Annotated in this window: 9 protein-coding genes; all 9 read left to right on the forward strand. The window is 41.7% G+C overall.

What is annotated here, in order from left to right:
- Positions 1–5: 5 nt before the first annotated feature.
- The 9 genes from QE382_RS04165 to QE382_RS04205 all read left to right on the forward strand — a co-directional run bounded on the left by QE382_RS04165 (position 6) and on the right by QE382_RS04205 (position 20,874).
- Positions 6–3,593 carry a DUF4450 domain-containing protein gene (locus QE382_RS04165; protein WP_307184811.1) on the forward strand — a complete coding sequence of 1,196 codons (3,588 nt, stop codon included), beginning with the start codon at positions 6–8 and terminating at the stop codon, positions 3,591–3,593.
- Positions 3,594–3,679: 86 nt separating this feature from the next.
- Positions 3,680–5,836, forward strand: a complete 2,157-nt coding sequence (locus QE382_RS04170) for a glycoside hydrolase family 65 protein (protein WP_307184812.1) — start codon at positions 3,680–3,682, stop codon at positions 5,834–5,836.
- A gap of 209 nt (positions 5,837–6,045) precedes the next feature.
- A complete protein-coding gene (locus QE382_RS04175) occupies positions 6,046–7,497 on the forward strand; it encodes a hypothetical protein (RefSeq protein ID WP_307184813.1) in 1,452 nt (483 codons plus the stop codon).
- Positions 7,498–7,574: 77 nt separating this feature from the next.
- A complete protein-coding gene (locus tag QE382_RS04180; protein ID WP_307184814.1) occupies positions 7,575–9,773 on the forward strand; it encodes a fasciclin domain-containing protein in 2,199 nt (732 codons plus the stop codon).
- Positions 9,774–9,817: 44 nt separating this feature from the next.
- Positions 9,818–13,057, forward strand: coding sequence for a SusC/RagA family TonB-linked outer membrane protein (locus tag QE382_RS04185; RefSeq protein ID WP_307184815.1), 3,240 nt, complete (start codon positions 9,818–9,820; stop codon positions 13,055–13,057).
- A 12-nt stretch (positions 13,058–13,069) separates the two neighbouring features.
- Positions 13,070–14,536 carry a RagB/SusD family nutrient uptake outer membrane protein gene (locus tag QE382_RS04190; RefSeq protein ID WP_294185439.1) on the forward strand — a complete coding sequence of 489 codons (1,467 nt, stop codon included), beginning with the start codon at positions 13,070–13,072 and terminating at the stop codon, positions 14,534–14,536.
- A gap of 7 nt (positions 14,537–14,543) precedes the next feature.
- Complete coding sequence (locus QE382_RS04195; protein WP_307184816.1) at positions 14,544–16,157, forward strand: fasciclin domain-containing protein; 1,614 nt, start codon at positions 14,544–14,546, stop codon at positions 16,155–16,157.
- 30 nt (positions 16,158–16,187) lie between these two features.
- The gene (locus tag QE382_RS04200) at positions 16,188–17,753 is read left to right on the forward strand and encodes a fasciclin domain-containing protein (RefSeq protein ID WP_307184817.1); all 1,566 of its coding nucleotides are present in this window, start codon (positions 16,188–16,190) and stop codon (positions 17,751–17,753) included.
- A 4-nt stretch (positions 17,754–17,757) separates the two neighbouring features.
- Entirely contained in the window at positions 17,758–20,874 is a 3,117-nt protein-coding gene (locus QE382_RS04205) for a SusC/RagA family TonB-linked outer membrane protein (protein WP_307184818.1), read from the forward strand.
- Positions 20,875–20,877 lie beyond the last annotated feature (3 nt).

Consider the following 20,877-nt stretch of genomic DNA (forward strand, 5'->3'; position numbering starts at 1 on the left):
TTGATATGATACGAAAGTGTTTGATTTTTTGTTGCTTTTCGATTGCCGTATTTTTACAGGAAACTCTTGCTCAATCCAAGCATTGGCAAGATAATGACCGCACGTTACATTATACCGAAGATCAGGGTGACTTCCTGCTGGTCAATGGGCGATATCGATTTAATCGCGCACTTTATGGTAATAACCTCGCATCCCGCGTTGAAGCAGGAGATCTACCCGAATTCGCGTTATACATGCCAGGAATGGGCGGTAATCTGCAATTTGTGTTAGGCAACAAGCAACTGCGAAAAAAAATGATTGATGCCGATCACATAGAGACAAGATATCGACCTGGAGCGATGCACTATCGTATTCAAGATGCTTTATTAGGAAAGGGCTATATTGATATTACTGTCCTGGCGCAGGCCAATGCTGAGGGGATGATCGTAAAACTACAGCCGAAAAACGTTAAATCTGATGTACAGCTGTATGCTATCTATGGGGGAGCGAGCGGACAAACATTCAGTAGAAATGGCGACATAGGCGCTGATCCTGAATCAGGGTTTTACCTTCTTCCAGCGTATTGTGAGCGTAACCACTATAGAATACACAAAAATAGTTTTGAGCTCAGGTATCAAAACAAGAAAAATGAGCCGCAGTTTATGCAAGGTAGTTTTTCCGATCTTTCAAAGCTGCGCGTGTCAGATGCTACCATTTTGGATGATCTTTCCAATCTGGCGAACCTGGAAAATAGGGGCAGCCCTATTCTTGTGGGAGAATATGATCTGACTGAAAAAACACATTATATTCAAATCGCTAAGGGTAAGCTTTCGGCCACGGAATTTTCTGAAAGCTCCATAGCGAAGATCTTTGAACAAGCAGAACAGAAAAGAGCTTCCTTAGCCGGTCGGGTCAAAATAAATACACCGGATCGCTTTATCAATAATTTGGGTGCAGCATTGTCGGTAGCTGCTGACGGTATTTGGGAATCGCCTACTTTTCTGCATGGTGCTGTGGCATGGCGTATGCGATTGAATGCCTGGCGGGGAGCTTATACAGCAGATGTGTTGGGCTGGCACGATAGGGCGAAAGAACACTTTTCGAGCTACGCCAATTCGCAGGTAATGGAACCAAGCTCCGGCCCCGTAGTGATGGATACCGCATTACACCTCGCACGACATTTGGAGAAAATGGGTACCTCCATGTTTTCCAGTGGCTATATTTCGCGCAATCCCAATAACAAGTCTGTCCCCCATCACTACGATATGAACTTGGTCTTTATCGATCAACTATTGTCACATTTTAATTATACAGGAGATGTTGCTTATATCAAAGAGATGTGGCCCATCCTGACCCGGCATCTCAATTGGGAAAAGCGCAATTTTGATCGTGACAATGATGGCCTGTACGATGCCTATTGTGCGATCTGGGCCAGCGATGGATTGCAATATTCTGGTGGGGCTGTCACGCATACGACCGCTTATATGTATCGTGCGTATCAGATGATGGCCAAGCTCGCAAAGGTTATCGGTGAAGATGCAAATCCCTATCAACAGGAAGCTAATAAGATTCAACAGGCATTAAAAAACCGACTTTGGCTAAAAGAAAAGGGATATTTCGCAGAATTTCAGGATGCGCTTGGCAATCAGCTTGTACACGAAAATCCGGGTTTATGGACCATTTATCATGCCGCGGATGTGGCTATCCTAGATGATTTTGAAAGCTATCAAAACCTGCAATATGTAACTAATTATTTGCCAAAGATTCCTATTCATGTCAACGGACAAGAGCAACAGCACCTGTATACTTTGCCCACGACGACATGGCAGCCCTATACCTGGTCCACCAATAATGTCGCTCTAGCCGAGAATTTACAAACGGCTCTTGCATACTGGCAGTCCGGACGGCCGGATGATGCGTATCAGCTTTGGAAGAGCAACCTTATAGAAAGCATGTATCATGGCATTAGCCCAGGAAATTTTCATCAACTCTCCCACTACGATGCATTTCGGGGTGAGTTGTACCGTGATTTTGCCGATCCCATTGGCGTCGCATCGCGAACGTTGGTTGAAGGTTTATTCGGTGTGCATCCCCGTCTATTGGATAATGAATTATTTATTAAGCCTGGTTTTCCAGCGACATGGAATCATGCGCAGATCGAATTGCCGCAATGGAGTTACGCTTATAAAAAAGATAACACCTCTATTACATTTCAAATTAACACGCGTTATGCAATGCCAGTAAAACTTACGTTGGAAGTTCCAGTAGATTTTACAGCGGTACGTGCCGTGAAGGTCAACGGAAAGGAAGTCAAGTGGTCGCTAAAATCTTCAGCTATTAATAGGCCATATGTCGTGATTGAATCTGACCCTGACAAAGATTTCGATATTTCAATCATCGGTGATGGTCAACTCGAAAGAATAGAAACCAGAAATGTAGAGCAAGCATTCACCGATCAATGGTCAGTCCCCTTAGCTGCTAATACCCAACTGTTAGAAAGCTTCGATCCTCAAGGTCTTATTGTAAACAGCATAGGGCAAAAATTTTCTTTCGTACAGCAAGAGCGGCTAGGGACCTTTTTTGTGAAGCTTCAGCAGGGAGAGATGATTTGGTGGCAAGCCGTTGATATTCGGTTATTACCACCATTGAAAGCAACGATTGTAAAAAAGCATGCAGGTTATGGGTTAATCGTAGAAAATCGTTCCGTTCACCCGCAAGACCTCAAAATTGAGCATAATAGTTTCCAGGCTACCTTAAATTTAAAATCTAATGAAGCAAAAGAACTGCAGCTTCCAAGTCGTATCTTTTCGAAAGGAACAAACAACTTTTATCTGCGTGGGAAGACTTATCTTCAAAAAATAGATTATACCGATTGGACGATTAAGGATAAACCGAGTTTTTTGAAACAAAATTTATCAAATTATTACAATGCCCGTTTGACAGATATATTTCAACAGCAATATCTTTCGCCACGACCAGAAGGTCCGACGTTGCAACTCCCTTGGCAAGGGATAGGCAATTGGTGCTATCCATTGACGACGGCAAATATTGATGACAGCGGAATCATGAAAAAAGCCGAGCAGAAGGATCTAACATACCTAAGTATTCCGTTTCAGCTAAAAAATGACTCCAAAAATGTTGTCTTTGTCAGCCAGTGGGATAATTATCCGACAAGCGTCAAAATACCTTTAGCGGGCCAGGCCAGCAAAATGTATCTCTTGGTCGCCGGTTCTACAAATCCCATGCAATCCCAGTTTATCAACGCTACGATTAAGGTGAAATATAGCGACGGAACTGCAGATACCCTTGATCTGATCAACCCCGTAAACTGGTGGCCAATCGAACAGGACTATTTAGATGACAATCATGCTTTTGATCTCCCTGATGATCGTATTCCTTATCGAATCAGTTTAAAATCGGGCGAGCTGTATAAAGGAGGCACCTGGAAGCATTACACCGATATTAAAGGATATAGCAGCAGAGCCATTGAAGGCGGAGCGGCTACCTTATTGGATTTACCGTTAAACGTAAAAAAGACGCTCCAATCCGTAGAGCTTATTGCTGTAGCAAACGATGCGGTCATCGGTCTGATAAGTCTCACTTTAATCCGATAGATAAATTAAGAAATATTAAGATGTACGCCGAAATTTCTAGTAGAAATCGTGCACTGGGGTAGCGTATATCTAAAAATACAATATAGATGAAAAAGAAGTTTAGTATTATTTTCACTTTCCTTATAAGTGCCTTAAATCCTATGTTGGTGTTAGCTCAGCAAGGGACTAAAATTAATCGAGAAAATGTCGTTAAGAGGCATAACGTCTCCAATCATGCTATGGATACTTTAGCATCGCTAACCGTGGGGAATGGTACCTTTGCCTATACGGTCGATGCTACAGGAATGCAATCTTTTCCGATCTATTACAAAAACGGAGTTTCTTTAGGAACGCAGTCTGAGTGGGGTTGGGACGCCTTTCCAAATACTAAGAACTATAAATTTGAGGAAACCTTACAATCTTACGACTTTAACAACGAAGGCCGGAGTGCAAAATATAGTGTGCAGCTGAAAGAGCCAGTGCGTAATGCCAGTGCAGTAAACTATTTTAGAGAAAACAAACATCGCCTGCAATTAGGGAACGTGGGTTTGGAGCTGTATCTAAAAAATGGCCAACGGGCTACGGTCAAGGATATTGAAGGCATTCGGCAGGAATTAAATCTCTGGACCGGTATTATTACCAGTGAATTTCGCATAGAGGGAGAGCCAATTGCCGTAAAAACGGCCGCATATCAAGGAAGTGACCGTATTGCTGTACATGTTGTTTCTCCATTAATCGCACAGCAAAGGCTTAAAATATTTATACAGTATCCGTATCCCAGCGGGAAATTTTTGGATGAAGGGACTAATTATGATCAGGCGGATAATCATCAAACCACCATCATCGATCAATCGTCAAATGGTGCAGTGATAAATCATCAGTTGCAGGGCACAAGTTATGTTACAAAACTGAATTACTCCCAAGGAATCCTAAAAAATAAGGCTTCACATTACTTTGTGTACCAGCCCGCTAGTACACTGGGAGAGTTTGATTTTTCATTTGCGTTTGCAGAAACAAACAACGTTGACAAAGGTGGGTATGGGTTTACGGAAGCTGCTGCCGAAAGTATCGATACCTGGAAGCGTTTTTGGGAAAGCGGTGCTGCCGTTGATTTTGCAGGAAGTACAGATCCCAGAGCCAATGAATTAGAAAGAAGAGTGGTGCTTTCTCAATACCTGACAAAGGTACAGTGTGGTGGAAGCAATCCACCCCAAGAAACAGGTCTTACTTTTAATAGTTGGTATGGAAAGCCGCACACGGAAATGCATTGGTGGCATGCCGTACATTTTGCATTATGGGGGCGATCAGACATGATGGAAAAAACATTAGACTATTATTTTAGGACTTTTAAAAAGGCCAGGGCACTGGCCGAGCGGCAAGGCTATCAAGGCGTTCGATGGATTAAAATGTCTGACAACGATGGCCATGAAAGTCCCTCATCTGTAGCTGCTTTTTTAGTCTGGCAACAGCCTCATATCATTTACATGACCGAATTGGCGTACCGTGACAAAAAGAACCTGGATGTCTTGAAAAAATACAAGGACTTGGTATTTGCAACGGCTGATTTTATGGCTGACTTTGCCCATTATGATCGAGTAACAGGTCGCTATAATATCGGAAAGGGAGTTATTCCGGCGCAAGAAGTATTCAAAGCTTCCGAAACAATGAACCCGACTTATGAGGTTGCTTATTGGGATTGGGCGCTGCGTATCGCCCAACAATGGAAGGAGCGTCTGGGAGAACCGAGGGTGGCAAAATGGGATGAAGTTATTGACAAATTAGCTCCCTTACCAATGAAAGACAACTGCTACCTGGCCACGGAAACTGCGCCCGATTCTTATACTTACGATCGATGGATGACAGACCATCCTGCGGTACTCGGTGCATTGGGCATGGTTCCTGAATCCGCGAAGCTCAATAAAGATGTGATGAAAAATACGTTGGATGTCATTTGGAAGAAATGGCATTGGGAAAAAACCTGGGGATGGGATTTCCCGATGACGGCCATGAATGCTGCTCGTCTAAATCTTCCCAATAAAGCACTTGATGCACTATTTATGAATGTCCAAACCAATACCTATCTCAAAAATGGTCATAATTACCAAGATGGACGGCTCAGAATCTATCTGCCCGGCAATGGCGGTGTGTTAACAACCGTTGCGATGATGCTTGAAGGTTGGGATGCGTCCACAGGTGATCTTCCTGGATTTCCAAAAGATGGTTCATGGGTTATAAAAAAAGAAGGATTTAAAAAAATGCCTTAATAGATGATATAGAAAATAAGAACGATGGCCAAAGGATAGAGTCCCCTTTGAAAAGCACCGATAGCCTCTGAGTATCAATGTGTCGTTTGGACATATAGCAGTACAGTGCAGGATGATGAAACCGGTTGCATTGTGTAATATTGAATCAACCAATATGATACAATTATAAACCCAAAAGCTAACGCGAGTTGGCTTGAAAATTCATTATTATGAAAAGAAGGTGTCTATTTTCTTTTGGCGCTTTGGCTATGATATTTATTTCTTGCGCTAAAGAGGGGCTTATTTCAAAGCTGGACTGGATTGAATGGATAGCGCACAATGCCACAGCAGACGGTTCTGCATTAGTAGCTTTCCCTGGAGCAGAGGGCTTCGGCCGTTTTGCGAAAGGCGCAAGAGCAGCAATCACGCCAAGCGTCTACTTTGTGACGAATCTGAATGACAGCGGACCAGGCTCTTTTCGGGATGCAGTCAGTAAACCAGGACGTTTCGTTTTATTCAAGGTTGCTGGGATTGTTTACCTCAAATCGAATGTATCCATTGCAGCACATACGACAATTGCAGGTCACACCGCTCCAGGACAGGGCATTGTACTCTATGGAAGAAAGGTCTCTTTTACAGGATCAAATGAAACGATCGCACGTTTTCTTCGCATTAGGCTTGGAGCCAATGCAGGGGCAGGAAAAAATGATGATGCTTCTGGTATTGCAAATGGAAAAAATATCATGCTCGATCATATGTCTTTCTCTTGGGGCTTAGATGAGGTATTTTCCATTAATTGGGATAATAAAGGAAATGAACCGGATAGTATCACCATTCAAAATTCGATTATTGGTCAAGGCCTGCAGCGCCATAATCATTCCGCTGGCGGATTGATACAGACTAGTGGAAAAATATCGATTATCAGATCCCTTTATCATAGTAACAAAACTAGAAATCCAAAAGTCAAAGGAGTCAACGAATTTGTGAACAATGTTGTCTATAACTTTGGGAATGCAAATACAACCTATCCGGATCATGCAATATCTGCCGATGCCTATATTCTAGGAGGAGAATCCTCTGGAGAGTCTAATGTGACCATATTGAACAATTATTTTGTTGGTGGGCCGTCAACACCCAAGACCAAAACAACGCCGTTCTCGCGAGGAAACGGCAACTTTAACCTCTATCAGTCGGGTAATTACTTTGATAACAATCAAAATGGAATATTGGACGGGCAACGCATTGAAGCGAATGAAATCTGGTACCCGGGCATTGCCGCAGAGAATTTTAAAACCATCGACGTTTACACGGCCTATCCCTCTGTGAGATCAAAATTAAGTGCCAAAGATGCCTATACCTACCTGATCAATAACGTTGGTGCCATATTGCCCAAAAGAGACCAAGTAGATGCTTTTTTAGTCACTGAGCTACAAAGTAAAGGAACTTTGGGATTTTATACCTATCGGGAATCTGACCTTCCCCTGGAAAATGGCGGTTTAGGTTATTATGAGAGCGCAGATATCCCGTTGGATTCGGATGGAGATGGAATACCGGATGAATGGGAGGAAAAGTTAAAGCTGGACAAAAACAATCGTGCGGATGCACTGCAATTAAGTACTCAGCAGTTGTTCAAAGGTTATCTCAATCTCGAAGCCTATTTGATCCTGCTTGCTCAGAAATAAATATAGTATAGTTCCCGATCATCAAACTCCAATTATAAACCAATGCCAGTATTAACAAATTGGCACATTTAATTTTTATGAAAAGACTATTCATCTATGTTATTAGTGTCTTTTTAGCCTGTACATATTCCTGCTCCAAAAAGGAACTTGTATCGCACTATGAGAGACCGGATTGGCTGAAAGGCAATGTGTGGGAGGTTTTGGACAATCGCAAAGAATTTACCATTTTTTTAAAAGCGGTTGAACGTGCTGGTTTTAAAGAAATATTGAATGGCAAAACAATTGTATCTGTCTTTGCGCCCAGCGACCCTGTGTTTTTAAGCTATCTGAAGGATAGAAACCTGGCCTCGATAGATCAAATCCCAATCCACGAACTAAAAAAAATGATCGGTTACCATCTGATCTATTATTCGTACGATAAAAATAGACTGATGAATTATCAACCGCAGGGGAGTCAAAATCTGCAACCAGCTTTTGCAGGACTGTATTACAAACACCGCAGCAGAAGTCAAGATTCCATCAGTGAAGAAATGGATGTAACCGATGGAATTGTCAAAAAAGTATATCATAAAGACAGGTTTGTTCCAGTTCTTTCTGCGACCCATTTTCAAACTAAAGGAATTGATGCAAAGCAGAATTATGAATATTTTTTTGGAGCAGATAGCTGGTCAGGAACAACTGGTTTTAATGTCTCGAATGCAGGAATTACGGAATATGATATTCCTGCAGATAATGGTTATGTGTATGTGATCGATCAGGTAATTGCGCCCTTACCTACTGTTTATGAACGATTGGATCATAGTACAGCCTACAAAGATTTCTTGGCTGTTTACGACCGTTTTCGAACGTACACGTATGACGAACAGGCGAGTATGAATTATGCAGCTGCAGGAGAGTCCTTATTTTTAGTTCACCACGGTGCTTTGCCTGCGATTGCTTCGGAATGGTCCTATAATGGTGAGTCAGGTACTCCAGACTATGCCAATCTTGGCGATCTTTCCTATAAAGCGTTTAATGTATTTGCGCCCAATAACCAAGCATTGTCGACTTTCTTTAATCAATATTTTAAATCATATTATCCGTCGATGAAGGAGGTCGATATGTTGCCTTTGGCAATGATGCTACGTAACCACGTATACGCTGGAAATATAGTCTTTCCTGCTGAGATCGGTAAGAATCCCGATATCAAAACAGTCGATGGAATTCCTATTGTTTTCAATACTCAGTCGGATGTAGGAGATAAAGCGATTGCCTCTAATGGAACATTCTATGGGTTAAATAAAGTGTTAATTCCGGAAGCTTTTAATAGTGTGACTGGCCCCGTGTTAGTCAATCCAAAATTCAAAATTTTCATGTACATGCTCCATAACTCGGGTATGTACAAAACGTTAGCGAGTAGGGATATACGTTACACACTGTTGATTCCATCCGATGAAGAAATTCTCAGTACACTTTATGGCGATAGTTATATCTTCTGGAACGAAGGTAACCCCTTTGTATTTGGAGACGAAGAAGTCCAAATTCAAAATAACGACGGTGTTAAAGTAGCCATGTCGCAACGTCAACAAGAGCTTTTTGTTTCCGATCATATTGTATATGATGATATCACCAATTTGGCCGGTACGAAAGTGTACCGTACTCGAAATCCATATAACTATATTTTTACTAAGAATGGAAGCTTGTATTCGACGGCTACCTATAATAGTAATGAGCCAGTTTCTGTGAAGCCAATTGCGGGAAGTTGGTATAATGGAAAGAGTTTCGAAGCAGCTCAAACTTTATTAGGAGAAACGCGAACGATCAAGTTTACACTGATTGGCGCTGAAACAAGTAGCAATCCGCTAAATAAATATGCAGAATTTTCGAAGTTATTGGCTAAAGCAGGGATGATAGATGCAGGCAGCTCGCTGTCCTTTCTTTTTGGCAATCGTTTTATGCTGTTCGCCCCGGATAACGCCACAGTTTTGTCGGGCCTAGCTGCGGGCCTGATTCCAACAGAGAAGACAGCCTTGGCAGAATATCTTAAATCTTATTTTGTTTCCGTATCCGACAATTCTATTGGCGATTATCCTTTCCCCGGTTTCGGTGTCCAGGGAACCTGGAATACCACACGAAGAACAGGGTATAACCTTTATCGGCAAATTACCCTAATGGATTATGGGACGGGACTGAGTTTGGAAGATTCAGATGGGACGCACATTTCAATCGTAGACTATCTGCCACAAGTATTTAATGATGGAGCTGTCTATCATATCAACAAACTTTTAAAGCCATAGGCATGGTTTCATTCGCGTTGATTCATTACCATAAACTAAAATTCATGAAGCTAAATATATTTTTAATCATTACCTGGATTGCTTTTGTACTGCCTGCTTATGGGCAGCGTGCAAAAGTCTTGACCGGTACTGTCCAAAGCGGACCAAACGCGCCTTTGGCAGCGGCTTCCGTCTATATCGAAAACAAAGATAATCGGAGTTTGATGGGCGCTTCAACAGACAATTTAGGTCAATTCACCATTGGAGTTCCCGCCGGTGAAGGCCTAACTATTGTCGCTGCCTGTATAGGTTATAAGACCACAAAAATTCCATTTAACGGGCAGAGCACTGTAATCATCAAGCTCGTTAAAGACGATCGTATGATTGACGAGGTTGTCGTTACAGGAGAGAAGGCCAATACAAAGAATAGCATGGGAATTAACTACCGCAATCAGGTTTCGGCAACAGAACGCTTTGACATGAAAGAGTTGGAAGCACTGCCTTTTGCTTCTATTGAAAGTGGGCTACAAGGTCGACTGGCGAATGTGGATATCGTGTCTAGCGCAGACCCCGGTGCAAGAAGCGCTATCCGGATTAGAGGGACATCCTCGTTGAATGGTAATTCAGAACCCTTAATCGTTGTTGATGGTGTTCCTTATCCTACCTCCATAGGTAGCGACTTTAATTTTTCCACCGCTAACGACGAAGATTTTGGTGGCCTAGTGAATATATCTCCTAACGATATCGAATCCATCGAAGTGTTAAAAGACGCCGCGGCTACAGCGATTTGGGGCTCTAAAGGCGCAAACGGCGTTTTACTCTTCACCACGAAAAAAGGACGTAAGGGTAAAACCCAATTTGCATTGTCCAGCAAATTGGATGTTAAGCGCGAAGCAGAAACAATCCCCATGTTAAATGGAGGACAATACGTCGCACTGGTACAGGATGCCATTTGGAATTCAGTGAATGATCTGGGCTATACTTCCGCGTTACCATACCTCAATTTACTCTATAATACGAACGAAATTAAATATGATCCATCATGGGTCTATTTTAATGAGTATAATCAAAATACCAACTGGCTTGAACAAGTGACCCAAGTGGGACATTTCGAAGATAATTCTCTTTCGATTAGTGGCGGAGGAGATAAAGCTACCTACAGGCTGTCGCTAGGTTTTTTAAATGATGTGGGAACGACAAAAGGAACCAAACTGAATCGCTATAATTCACTGTTGAGTCTCAATTATAAATTCTCTAACAAGTTTAATGTTAATGCCGATATGTCCTATTCCATTAGTGATCGGAAGAATTTTTGGACGGGTGAAGATATCAGTACACCAAGAGGTATGGCCATGACCAAAATGCCCAATATGAGTCCTTATGTCATCGGGGAGGATGGCCAATATACAGATCAATATTTTACACCACGTATTAACTTTCAGGGTTCATTTGGCGAGAACCAAATGTTCAATCCAGTAGCGATGGTGAATGAATCAATCAATAATACTGTCGGCGAGCAGGCAAGGGTCGTCTTTCGAGGGCTCTATACTATTATTCCAGCGCTTCAATATATTGGTACAGTTGGATTTGATACCAGGTCAACGAAAAATCGAAAATATTTGCCGCAGGCTGTTACCGGAGTTATCTGGACTGACCCGTTCTTCAATAGGGGATCGGATATGCTGTCAGATGAGTTATACTTAAACACCGAGAATAAATTTATATTCAATAAAAAGATAAAAGAGCATAGCATTGTTGCTACGGGCTTATTGCAGACAAATGAAGCACGAAAGTTTAGCTATGCCAGTGAGACATCAGGCAACGCATCATCATCTTTAAGTGATCCAACCGCCGGCGGCGCCGTCGTGAATATGGGGTCGGGAAATTCTAAAACACGGAATATCGGTGCGATTTCCAGTTTGCATTACGCATATAAGGATCGTTATATCGTCAGTGGTACATACCGTGGGGAGGCCAACTCCAGTCTCTCGGCACAACATCGCTGGAAAGGCTTTCCTTCAATTGGCGCTGCCTGGCATCTCGGTGACGAAGAGTTTATTAAAAAATTAGACCTTATTAGTACGGCGAAACTTCGCTTTAGCTGGGGGAAAAGTGGAAATGCCCCTTCGGGCGCTTTCACCTATTTGGGCACGTTTCAGCCGCTCACGCCAGGTTATATTGATATGACTGCTGTGGGACCAGTATCCATTCAATTGGATAATCTTAAATGGGAGACGATAACCCAAACTGATTTTGGTGTCGATCTCTCTTTCTTTAAAAATAGACTTCAATTTACGGGTGAGCTATATAATCGGGTGACCACAGACCTCCTACAAAAGGACGTGACATTACCTTCATCCACTGGTTTTGGTAAAATGCGGTACTACAATTCTGGCAAATTAGCCAATAAAGGCTGGGAATTGATTTTCAATGCTGAGGCAATCCGCTCCAAGGATTTTGGTCTCTCTGTTAATCTGAATGTGTCACGTAATAGAAATGAAGTTATTGTACTTCCCGATAACATGCAATTTGAGAACTACAACTTCGGTAATGGCAAATATGCGCATAAAATTATCGAAGGCAATCCAGTAGGCTCATTTTACGGCTACCATTATCTCGGTGTATATCAGAACGAACAAGACACCTATGCCAAAGACCTGGACGGAAAAGTAATGTACGACCTACAGGGGCAACCTGTCTATATGGTAAATGGCAACAGGCGGGTATTTGCCGGCGATGCCAAATATCAGGATATTGACGGGAATGGTGTGATTAATCAATATGACATTGTTTATTTAGGAAATGCAATGCCCTTATTTACAATGGGGGGCGGGATAAACCTGCGTTACAAAGCTTTTGCGCTAAGTACTTTTTTGCACGGTAGATTTGGTCAAAAAGTAGTCAATCAGGTACGGATCAATACGGAGAATATGTATGGTACAGCGAACCAAAGTACCGCTGTACTTGGAAGGTGGCGCCAAGAGGGAGATGTTACAGATATACCACGGGCGCTATATGGTGAAGGTTACAATTACTTAGGGTCAGACCGCTTTGTGGAGGATGCATCTTTTGTTAGGTTAAAAATGATCTCTCTCAAATATGCACTTCCTAAAAAAGTAATCGAAAGATGGGGATTGACCCGCTGTGAAATATTTACGACCGTTCAGGATGTCTTTACGTGGACTGATTATTCTGGTCAAGATCCAGAAGTCTCCCTCTCAAGTAATATTTATATGCTGAGCCAGGATAATGCAAGTACGCCACGTCCAAGACGCTTTGCCTTGGGGGTAAATATAAACTTTTAAAAAAAGGAAGTGATGAAAATATGCTATAAATTAATGATGCTATGTCTATTGTTGCCAGCGGCATCTTGTCAGAAATGGCTTGATCTCAAACCACAGAATGAACAGGTCAGTGATGCTTACTGGACCAATAAAGCTGAAGTGGAAGCTGTATTAGGTGCGGCCTATGTAAAATTACAAGGTGCTGTTAAAACAATGTTAGTATGGGGCGAAGGCCGGGGAAATACACTGAGCTTAGGCGGGTATGTTGATGTTGATCTTTTAAGGTTAAAAAGCTTCTCGCTTTTGCCGACAAACAATTATGCAAAATGGGGTGAATTTTATCAGATTATCAATTATGCCAATATGGTGATAAAGTATGCCCCTGCTGTTGTTGAAAAAGATCCAGCGTTTAATCAAGCGACTATGGCATCTTTTTTATCGGAGGCTTATTTTTTGCGAGCACTCAGTTATTTCTACATCGTTAGGAGTTTTGGCGAGGCACCATTGATCCTAGAACCCTATATGGACGATCAGCAAGCATACGAATTGTCAAAATCGTCCAAAGCTCAGCTCTTTGATCAGATTGTGCAGGATCTGACGGTTGCGTCAAACAACGGTAAGGAGATCTGGCCAACGGTTTGGGAAACCAAAGGGCGTTCCACAAAATGGGCTATACAAGCGCTGTTGGCAGATGTCTACCTCTGGCTGGGAAAATATGATGAGGCGATAATCGCCTGTAATACCATATTGCAGTCAGGAAAGTACGGGCTCTTGCAGGGAACAGTCAATAATAAGAATAATTGGTTCAGTATTTTTAATCCCGGAAATTCCAACGAGGGGATTTTTGAAATCCAATTTGATTATACCAAGAATCAAACAAATAAATTGATGGAAATATTTGGCTCCAACTATAATTGGATCATATCCAACTATTGTGTGTCGCTATTTACAGAAAATGCCGAAGATATCCGCGGCGCAGGGGCATCCTACGAAACGGTTGCCTACAAGCTTTGGAAATATTTAGGGGCAGAAGGAAATACAACGATTCCTAGACCCTATAGTGATCAAAATTGGATCATCTATCGGATGGCGGATATTTACCTGATGAAGGCCGAAGCATTGATTATGAAAGGAGAAAGTTACTACCCACAAGCGGTAGAATTGATCACTACGATTCGGTCAAGGGCCTCAATTTCCCGCCCGCTCGAAGCAGGGAGTACCGAATTGGATATATTGAAAGCATTAATGGATGAGCGTGCACGGGAGTTTGTGGGAGAAGGAAAACGTTGGTTTGATCTATTACGTGTGGCGCAACGAGATCAATATAAATATAAAGAATATTTGATCGAACAAGTATTACTCGGCGTATCAGGAGCCTCAACACCTGTGATTAGATCCCTATTGCTCAATGAGAATGCGCACTATTTGCCAATACATGCCGATGAATTGAAGTATAATAAATTGCTTGTGCAGAACCCGTATTATGAAAACCTAAATTAATGCAAAAATGAAAAAGAATCTTATTCCTCTTTCTAACCTTGTGCTGCTTTTTATTGGATTATTTTCAATCCTACTCTCCTCCTGTAAAGATGATTTTGAAAATAATACCTATTCAGCGTATGAAGATTTACCCATGGCTGTATACCTTAAAAATCAGCCCGAAAAATATGATCTATGGGTCAAAATCCTCGAGAAAGCAGATTTGTACAATACATTGAATATTAATACCATATACACGCTCTTTGCGCCAGTCAACGATGGTGTCGAACGATATCTCAAAAAAGTGAATCTGACTTCGGTTGATCAGATGACAAAAGACGATGCTAACTATTTGGTGCGTTATCATCTTGTTCCAAATGTTTCAATTGACCTCGGTCAGTTTCAAAGTGGGGCAATCTCAGATTTAAATGCTACCGATGATAATCTTTTTGTGGAGTTCAAAGATGGTGGATTGGATCAGATCTATTTGAATGGGCTATCGCGATTTAATGCTTTCGATATTAAGGTAACTAATGGAATTATCCATAGCGTAGACGATGTTTTGGAACCTCTTACAGCGACTATATTGGATCGATTGAAGGATCAAAAATATAGCATATTTCATGATCTGGCCGTCGCAACCGGATATGACGAGCGATTAAATACCGTCTACACAGCAGGCACAGACCCGGATGGAAATCCAATTCAACAGCGATTCAAATATACGGCATTTGCGGTAAGTGATGCTGTTTACCTGAAAGAAGGCATTCATACGCTAGCAGCGCTATTGAATAAACTGGGCGCATCAGGATCAGACCTGAAATCGACGAGCAATCTTGCTAATCGTTACATGGCTTACCACCTATTGGCGCAGCAGCGCTCTTTTGCCGATTTAGGTAAATTCCCTGCTGGCGCGACAAAAATGAATTTGGAAACCATGGCCCAATACGAATTGATAAAAATTAGCGAAGGAGGAGAAGGTTTGGTTATTAATACCGATGAACGTATCGGCAGTGCTATTCATTTTAATGAAATCAATATCCCCTGCAAAAATGGTGTATTGCACGATATTAGCCATTGGATGCCAATTTTCGTTCCAGAGCAGGTCAAGGTTATTTGGGAGTTTACAGACTACCCAGATATTGCCGCCAATGTTACCCAATACAGAAACCCGAGCCTTGGAGCGCAATACAATAAAATCTTTGTGGCCAACGAGCTGACGAGTATTACATGGCGGGCGCAACCAGAGACCAAGTCAAATGTATTGATTTATAGGAACAACAGGAGTGCGGACGGTATTTGGTATACCGGTCCGCTGAATTACGATCATTTACGTGTAGAATTGGGCGAATCGGGATGGATTCAGATGCGAAGCCCCACTATTGTAAAGGGAAAATACAAAGTCAAATTGACGTGGCCTAGTACTAAATATGCTTCAAATACAGGAATTTGTGCCTTTGTATTGGATAATGAAATGCTGTATCCCCGGTTGGTGATGTCCAATACCAGCTCCGACAAAATGATGACGCAGGATTTAGGAACCGTGGAATTTAGGGAAACAACAGACCATACCCTCCGCATACTATCACTGGATGGTAAGTTGCTGACGTTAGATTACATCCAGTTCGACCCGATTAATTGACCCAAATAAATGAGATCTAATTATACACACATGAAAAACGTTGTAGGAATTCTCCTGTTCATGCTTGTTGCAGTAACAGGATGTAAAAAGAATTGGAATGAGCACTACGAGGAACAAGGATCCATATCGCAATTAGATTTGTTAGCTTATCTTAAAACTCAACCACAATACAGCCTATTTGTCTCAAAACTGGAAGAATATGGGATTGCTGAAGAGCTGACCCGCGATCAAGAATTAACCATATGGGCGGTACCTAATGATCAGATGGCAGCCTTTGAATCATCCACAGAAGATAAAATCTCGATCTTAAAGTATCATATCAATAACCTCAAATATGACAGTGGAAAACTTAAAGATGGTTTAAAATTAATTACTTTAAATGGGAAGTATCTGATGGTTTCACGTAAGGATAATCAGGCATATGTTGGTGACGCCAAACTGATTAAGGCCAATCAATTTTGTAAAAACGGGGTGGTGCATGAAATTGATCTGTTGCTGAAGCCGGACGTTAGCATTTATGATTATCTCCGTGGTCTGGGGAATGACTATTCGATCATTCGAGATAGCGTTCTCGCCATGAATGATACGATTTTTGATTTGTCAAATAGTGTTCCCATAGGGGTAGATCCAACTGGGAACACGTTGTACGACTCCGTATTTACCATTACAAATCCAATATTTGAAAAGGCGAACATCCGCTCTGAGTTTGCAAATGTTACGATGTTCCTTCCTGCTAATCAGATTATTAAAAATTGTTTTGATGATTTACAGCGTCTCTATAATCAATTTGGAAAGAAGTTTTTGAGAGAAGACTCCTTAATCGCCTATACATGGATCAAAGAGGCTATTTTTTATAATGAAATTATAACTGACTATGGCACAAAGGATCTGACGTCCGCCTTTAATCGCTTATGGAAGCCAGGTATACAACTGGTAGATCCGCAATATAAACGCATGAGTAACGGTAGAATCTTTAACGTAACCAAATTAAAAATTCCCAATAATGTCCATATTCAAATGATAAAGCAGTTGTTTCATTATTATGAATATGTACCCGAAAATGAAAAGGCAAACCTGTTTGGCCTCGCCAATGTGACCGCTATAGAACCAAAAGACAGGGATAAGGTAAGTTTTCCTACATTGGGGATCGAGCTTACCTACCGAACCCTTCTCATACGGGGAGATATAGCCGACAATAAGCCTGCATCAATCAATTTTACTCCGATTATGTTAGCGCGGAAGCCAGATGGTTCAACAGGTTATAAAGTCGTGGAAGTTCCACCAGGAGAATATAATCTGTATATGGGATTTTTGGCCAAAAACCATCCATTTGTGAATATCTACGTAGACGATAAGTTAGTGGCAAAGTCTTTAAATGTGGAACCGTCGACGCCGTGGAACTATGATCGCGCGACAAATACTGTAGCTGGAACCAAGTATAATGGTTGGGGAGGACTAGTCGGACCTGTAGTGATCGAGGGCGATAAAATCCGGTCCTTTAAAATTAAAGTTGAATTTGCCGGGTTAGGAAAGGGAACTGTAGAAAATATTGAGCCTTACCACTGGGCGTTGATTCCAACAGTAAATAATTATTAACCAAATGAATTTTACAGATCTCATGTATAAGAAAAATAAACATGTGTGGAAGTTGTCAATGGCTTTGTCATTCTCATTATTCTGCATGCATAGTTATGCCCAGCAAAATATTCAGGGAAAGGTCGTGAAATCGTACGATAAAACTCCCATAGAGGGGGCTATTGTAAGTATTTTGAACTCAACACATACCACCAAGACGAAATCGGATGGAACATTTGTTTTCGATAATATACGAGATGAGTCGCCAGTTATTCGGATTTGGAGTCCCGGATTCTTTGAATCACGTATTGAAGTGTTGGGGCGTAACCAAATTGAAATAAAGTTGATTTCTGAGGGACGAGAACATTATGAAAATGTAGTTTCGGGGTCTTTTTCTGCAGCTAATGCGACGTTGTTGACCACGGAACACTATCCTAAGGGCGCAGCCACCGTTGAACAAGTACTAACTGGCCAGATTGTAGGGTTACGCACGACCAACAAAGGTGGAATGCCTTCAGAAGGTGCTGCATTGAATTTTAGGGGAGTGCGCTCGTTTGAAGCAAATAGCAATCCGCTGATTGTCGTCGATAATGTACCGTATTTACCAGACATGGATAATTCTCCGATTATTGGTGGATACTCGAGAAGTATCTTTGCCCCATTTAACCTTCATGATATTAAAAGTATTCAATTCTTGAAGGGAGCCGAAACAGCACGTTACGGTTCGTTAGGCTCAAATGGAGTACTCAAATTAGAAACCTCTGCATCCGATGATATGGAAACGGTTATTGAGTATCGAGGTAATTTTGGAGTAGCGCATCAGTATAGAACGCTGCCTGTGCTGAATGATAGTCAATACAAGAGTTATCTCGGTGCCGTTGGGATGACCAATTACAACGATATGGGCGAGCTGCTGGCGCAATTTCCTTTCCTGAAAGATGATCCGAATTATTATTATAACTACCTGTACAATAATAAAACGGATTGGCAAGATCAGATTTATCGAAATGCTTTTGCAACCGATCATCATTTAAGAATCAAAGGTGGCGATGCGGTTGCAAAATATGATCTCTCGCTTGGCGTGTTGAACCAACAGGGCGTAGTGGACAATACAAACAACACCCGATACAGCACGCGTTTGAATTCAACGATTGCTTTAGGACAGAAATTCGACTTGAATGCAATTATGGCATTGACCTATAACACCGGAAGAATGCAGGAACAAGGCATGTTAAAAGCCACCAATCCCATGTTGGCCGCAATGTATAGAGCGCCGATTCTTAGCCCCTATACAAAAGATAAAGACAACAACCTATTGACTGATTTGGACGGTGTTAGACAATTTGGCGTCTCTAATCCCTTAGCTCTTCTACAAACCGGCGATTTTACATCGGACGTCTACGATGTTTTTGCACAAGCTAATTTGCGCTATAGAGCGACTAAAGATCTTCAATTTAATGCTTTGCTTGGTTACTATACAAATTATAGCCGTCAGACAACCTTTGTACCAGGTTTGTCTAGCGGCACCATTCTCCCTTTAGAGAATGGAATTGCTTTAAATACAGCGCGATCGGGCGCTGGGCAGTCTACTAATATTTCCTGGAATTTTTATGGAAGTTATGCGAAACAGTTAGGCCGCGATCAATTGGATGCTGGTATCGGTATACAGGGCCTGCTGAATAGTCAGGAGTATGATGCCGGTGCGGGCAGGAATACGAGTTCCGATTTTTACCGTACACTGAATTATGTCAGTAATGCAGGACGTAAATTTTGGGGATATGATGAAGACTGGAATTGGATGAACATGTATGGTTTCGTCCGTTACAACTGGCGCAGCTTACTGAAATTAGATGCCAATCTTAGCGTTGACGGTAGCTCCGTTACAGGGGAAAATGCCAAAAGGTTTGGCCTGTTCCCGGGGGCGGACTTATCAATTCTGCTCTCTAATATGTCTTTTCTGAAGGAGAATGAATCGATAAACAACCTCGTGTTAAAATTTGGTTACGCAAAAACCGGTAACAGCCGTTTTTCATCAAAGATTGGACAATCGTACTACAATAGCCAATTATATCGACAACTTGCTGGAATTGTAGTGGGTAACATTCCTAGCAATGAAATTAGATGGGAAGATAACCAAAATATGCAGGGTAATTTAATCTTTTCGGGGCTAAATCAACGTTTAAATATGAACGTGGGATATTATTACAACCGTGCCAGTCATCTTTTGAATCGTTTTTCTGTGTCGCCCATAGCGGGAATCGACAGGATATTTTTAAATGGGGGTCAAATCAACAATCGTGGTTTGGAAGTGGATGCTAATTTTGTTTTCGTTGACAAAACAGACTGGTCCTTCACACTGGGCGGTAATTTATCCACATTAAACAGTACCGTAAAAAAGCTGTTGAGTGTGAATCCAATATTGTTACAGCAGGAAGATGATGTTATTCGCATCCATCAGGTGGATAAAGCACCCTTTTCTTTTTATGGATATCAATCCAATGGCGTTATTGCTAGCGCCAGAGAGGCCGAGCAATTGAATTTATACGATTATAAGAATAGAATGTTTGCTCCAGGCGATGTTTTCTTTGAGGACGTGAATAACGATGGTATTATAGATGCCGAAGATGAGGTCGATCTAGGAAGTAGTTTGCCGAAATTATTTGGGGGCGCATATTTCACTTTACGTTATAAGAAGGTTCAATTGCAGGGTCTCTTGAGTTTTACCAAGGGCAACAAGACTTATAATGCTGTACGTAGAAGTCTCGAGGATCTCGCCGGTTATAATAATCAATCCATTGCGGCACTGCGCCGTTGGCAGACCGATGGCCAACAAACTGATATCCCACAGGTACAATATGGTGATCCCATGGAGAACGCACGCTTTTCTAGCCGATGGATTGAAGATGCTTCTTATATGCGTTTAGAGAACTTGTCTTTGTCTTATCGTTTTGGTAATCATGGACTTAAAATTCTTGCGCATTCGGAATGGTATATCGTTGCTGAAAATTTATTTACATGGAGCAAATATTTGGGACTGGATCCTGTAACTGCATACAGCAATAGCATGGCTTATACCGGTGCAGACTATGGCAAAATCCCTTTACCACGGACCTTTAAATTAGGCGTCAATTTTAAACTCTAGAAA

This window comes from Sphingobacterium zeae (assembly GCF_030818895.1).
GTDB lineage: Bacteria > Bacteroidota > Bacteroidia > Sphingobacteriales > Sphingobacteriaceae > Sphingobacterium > Sphingobacterium zeae.

What these genes read in the sequence shown, in the direction of transcription:
- QE382_RS04165 (WP_307184811.1), top strand. Translation starts at nt 6, where the DNA reads ATGATACGAAAGTGTTTGATTTTTTGTTGCTTTTCGATTGCCGTATTT.
- QE382_RS04170 (WP_307184812.1), top strand. Translation starts at nt 3,680, where the DNA reads ATGAAAAAGAAGTTTAGTATTATTTTCACTTTCCTTATAAGTGCCTTA.
- QE382_RS04175 (WP_307184813.1), top strand. Translation starts at nt 6,046, where the DNA reads ATGAAAAGAAGGTGTCTATTTTCTTTTGGCGCTTTGGCTATGATATTT.
- QE382_RS04180 (WP_307184814.1), top strand. Translation starts at nt 7,575, where the DNA reads ATGAAAAGACTATTCATCTATGTTATTAGTGTCTTTTTAGCCTGTACA.
- QE382_RS04185 (WP_307184815.1), top strand. Translation starts at nt 9,818, where the DNA reads ATGAAGCTAAATATATTTTTAATCATTACCTGGATTGCTTTTGTACTG.
- QE382_RS04190 (WP_294185439.1), top strand. Translation starts at nt 13,070, where the DNA reads ATGAAAATATGCTATAAATTAATGATGCTATGTCTATTGTTGCCAGCG.
- QE382_RS04195 (WP_307184816.1), top strand. Translation starts at nt 14,544, where the DNA reads ATGAAAAAGAATCTTATTCCTCTTTCTAACCTTGTGCTGCTTTTTATT.
- QE382_RS04200 (WP_307184817.1), top strand. Translation starts at nt 16,188, where the DNA reads ATGAAAAACGTTGTAGGAATTCTCCTGTTCATGCTTGTTGCAGTAACA.
- QE382_RS04205 (WP_307184818.1), top strand. Translation starts at nt 17,758, where the DNA reads ATGAATTTTACAGATCTCATGTATAAGAAAAATAAACATGTGTGGAAG.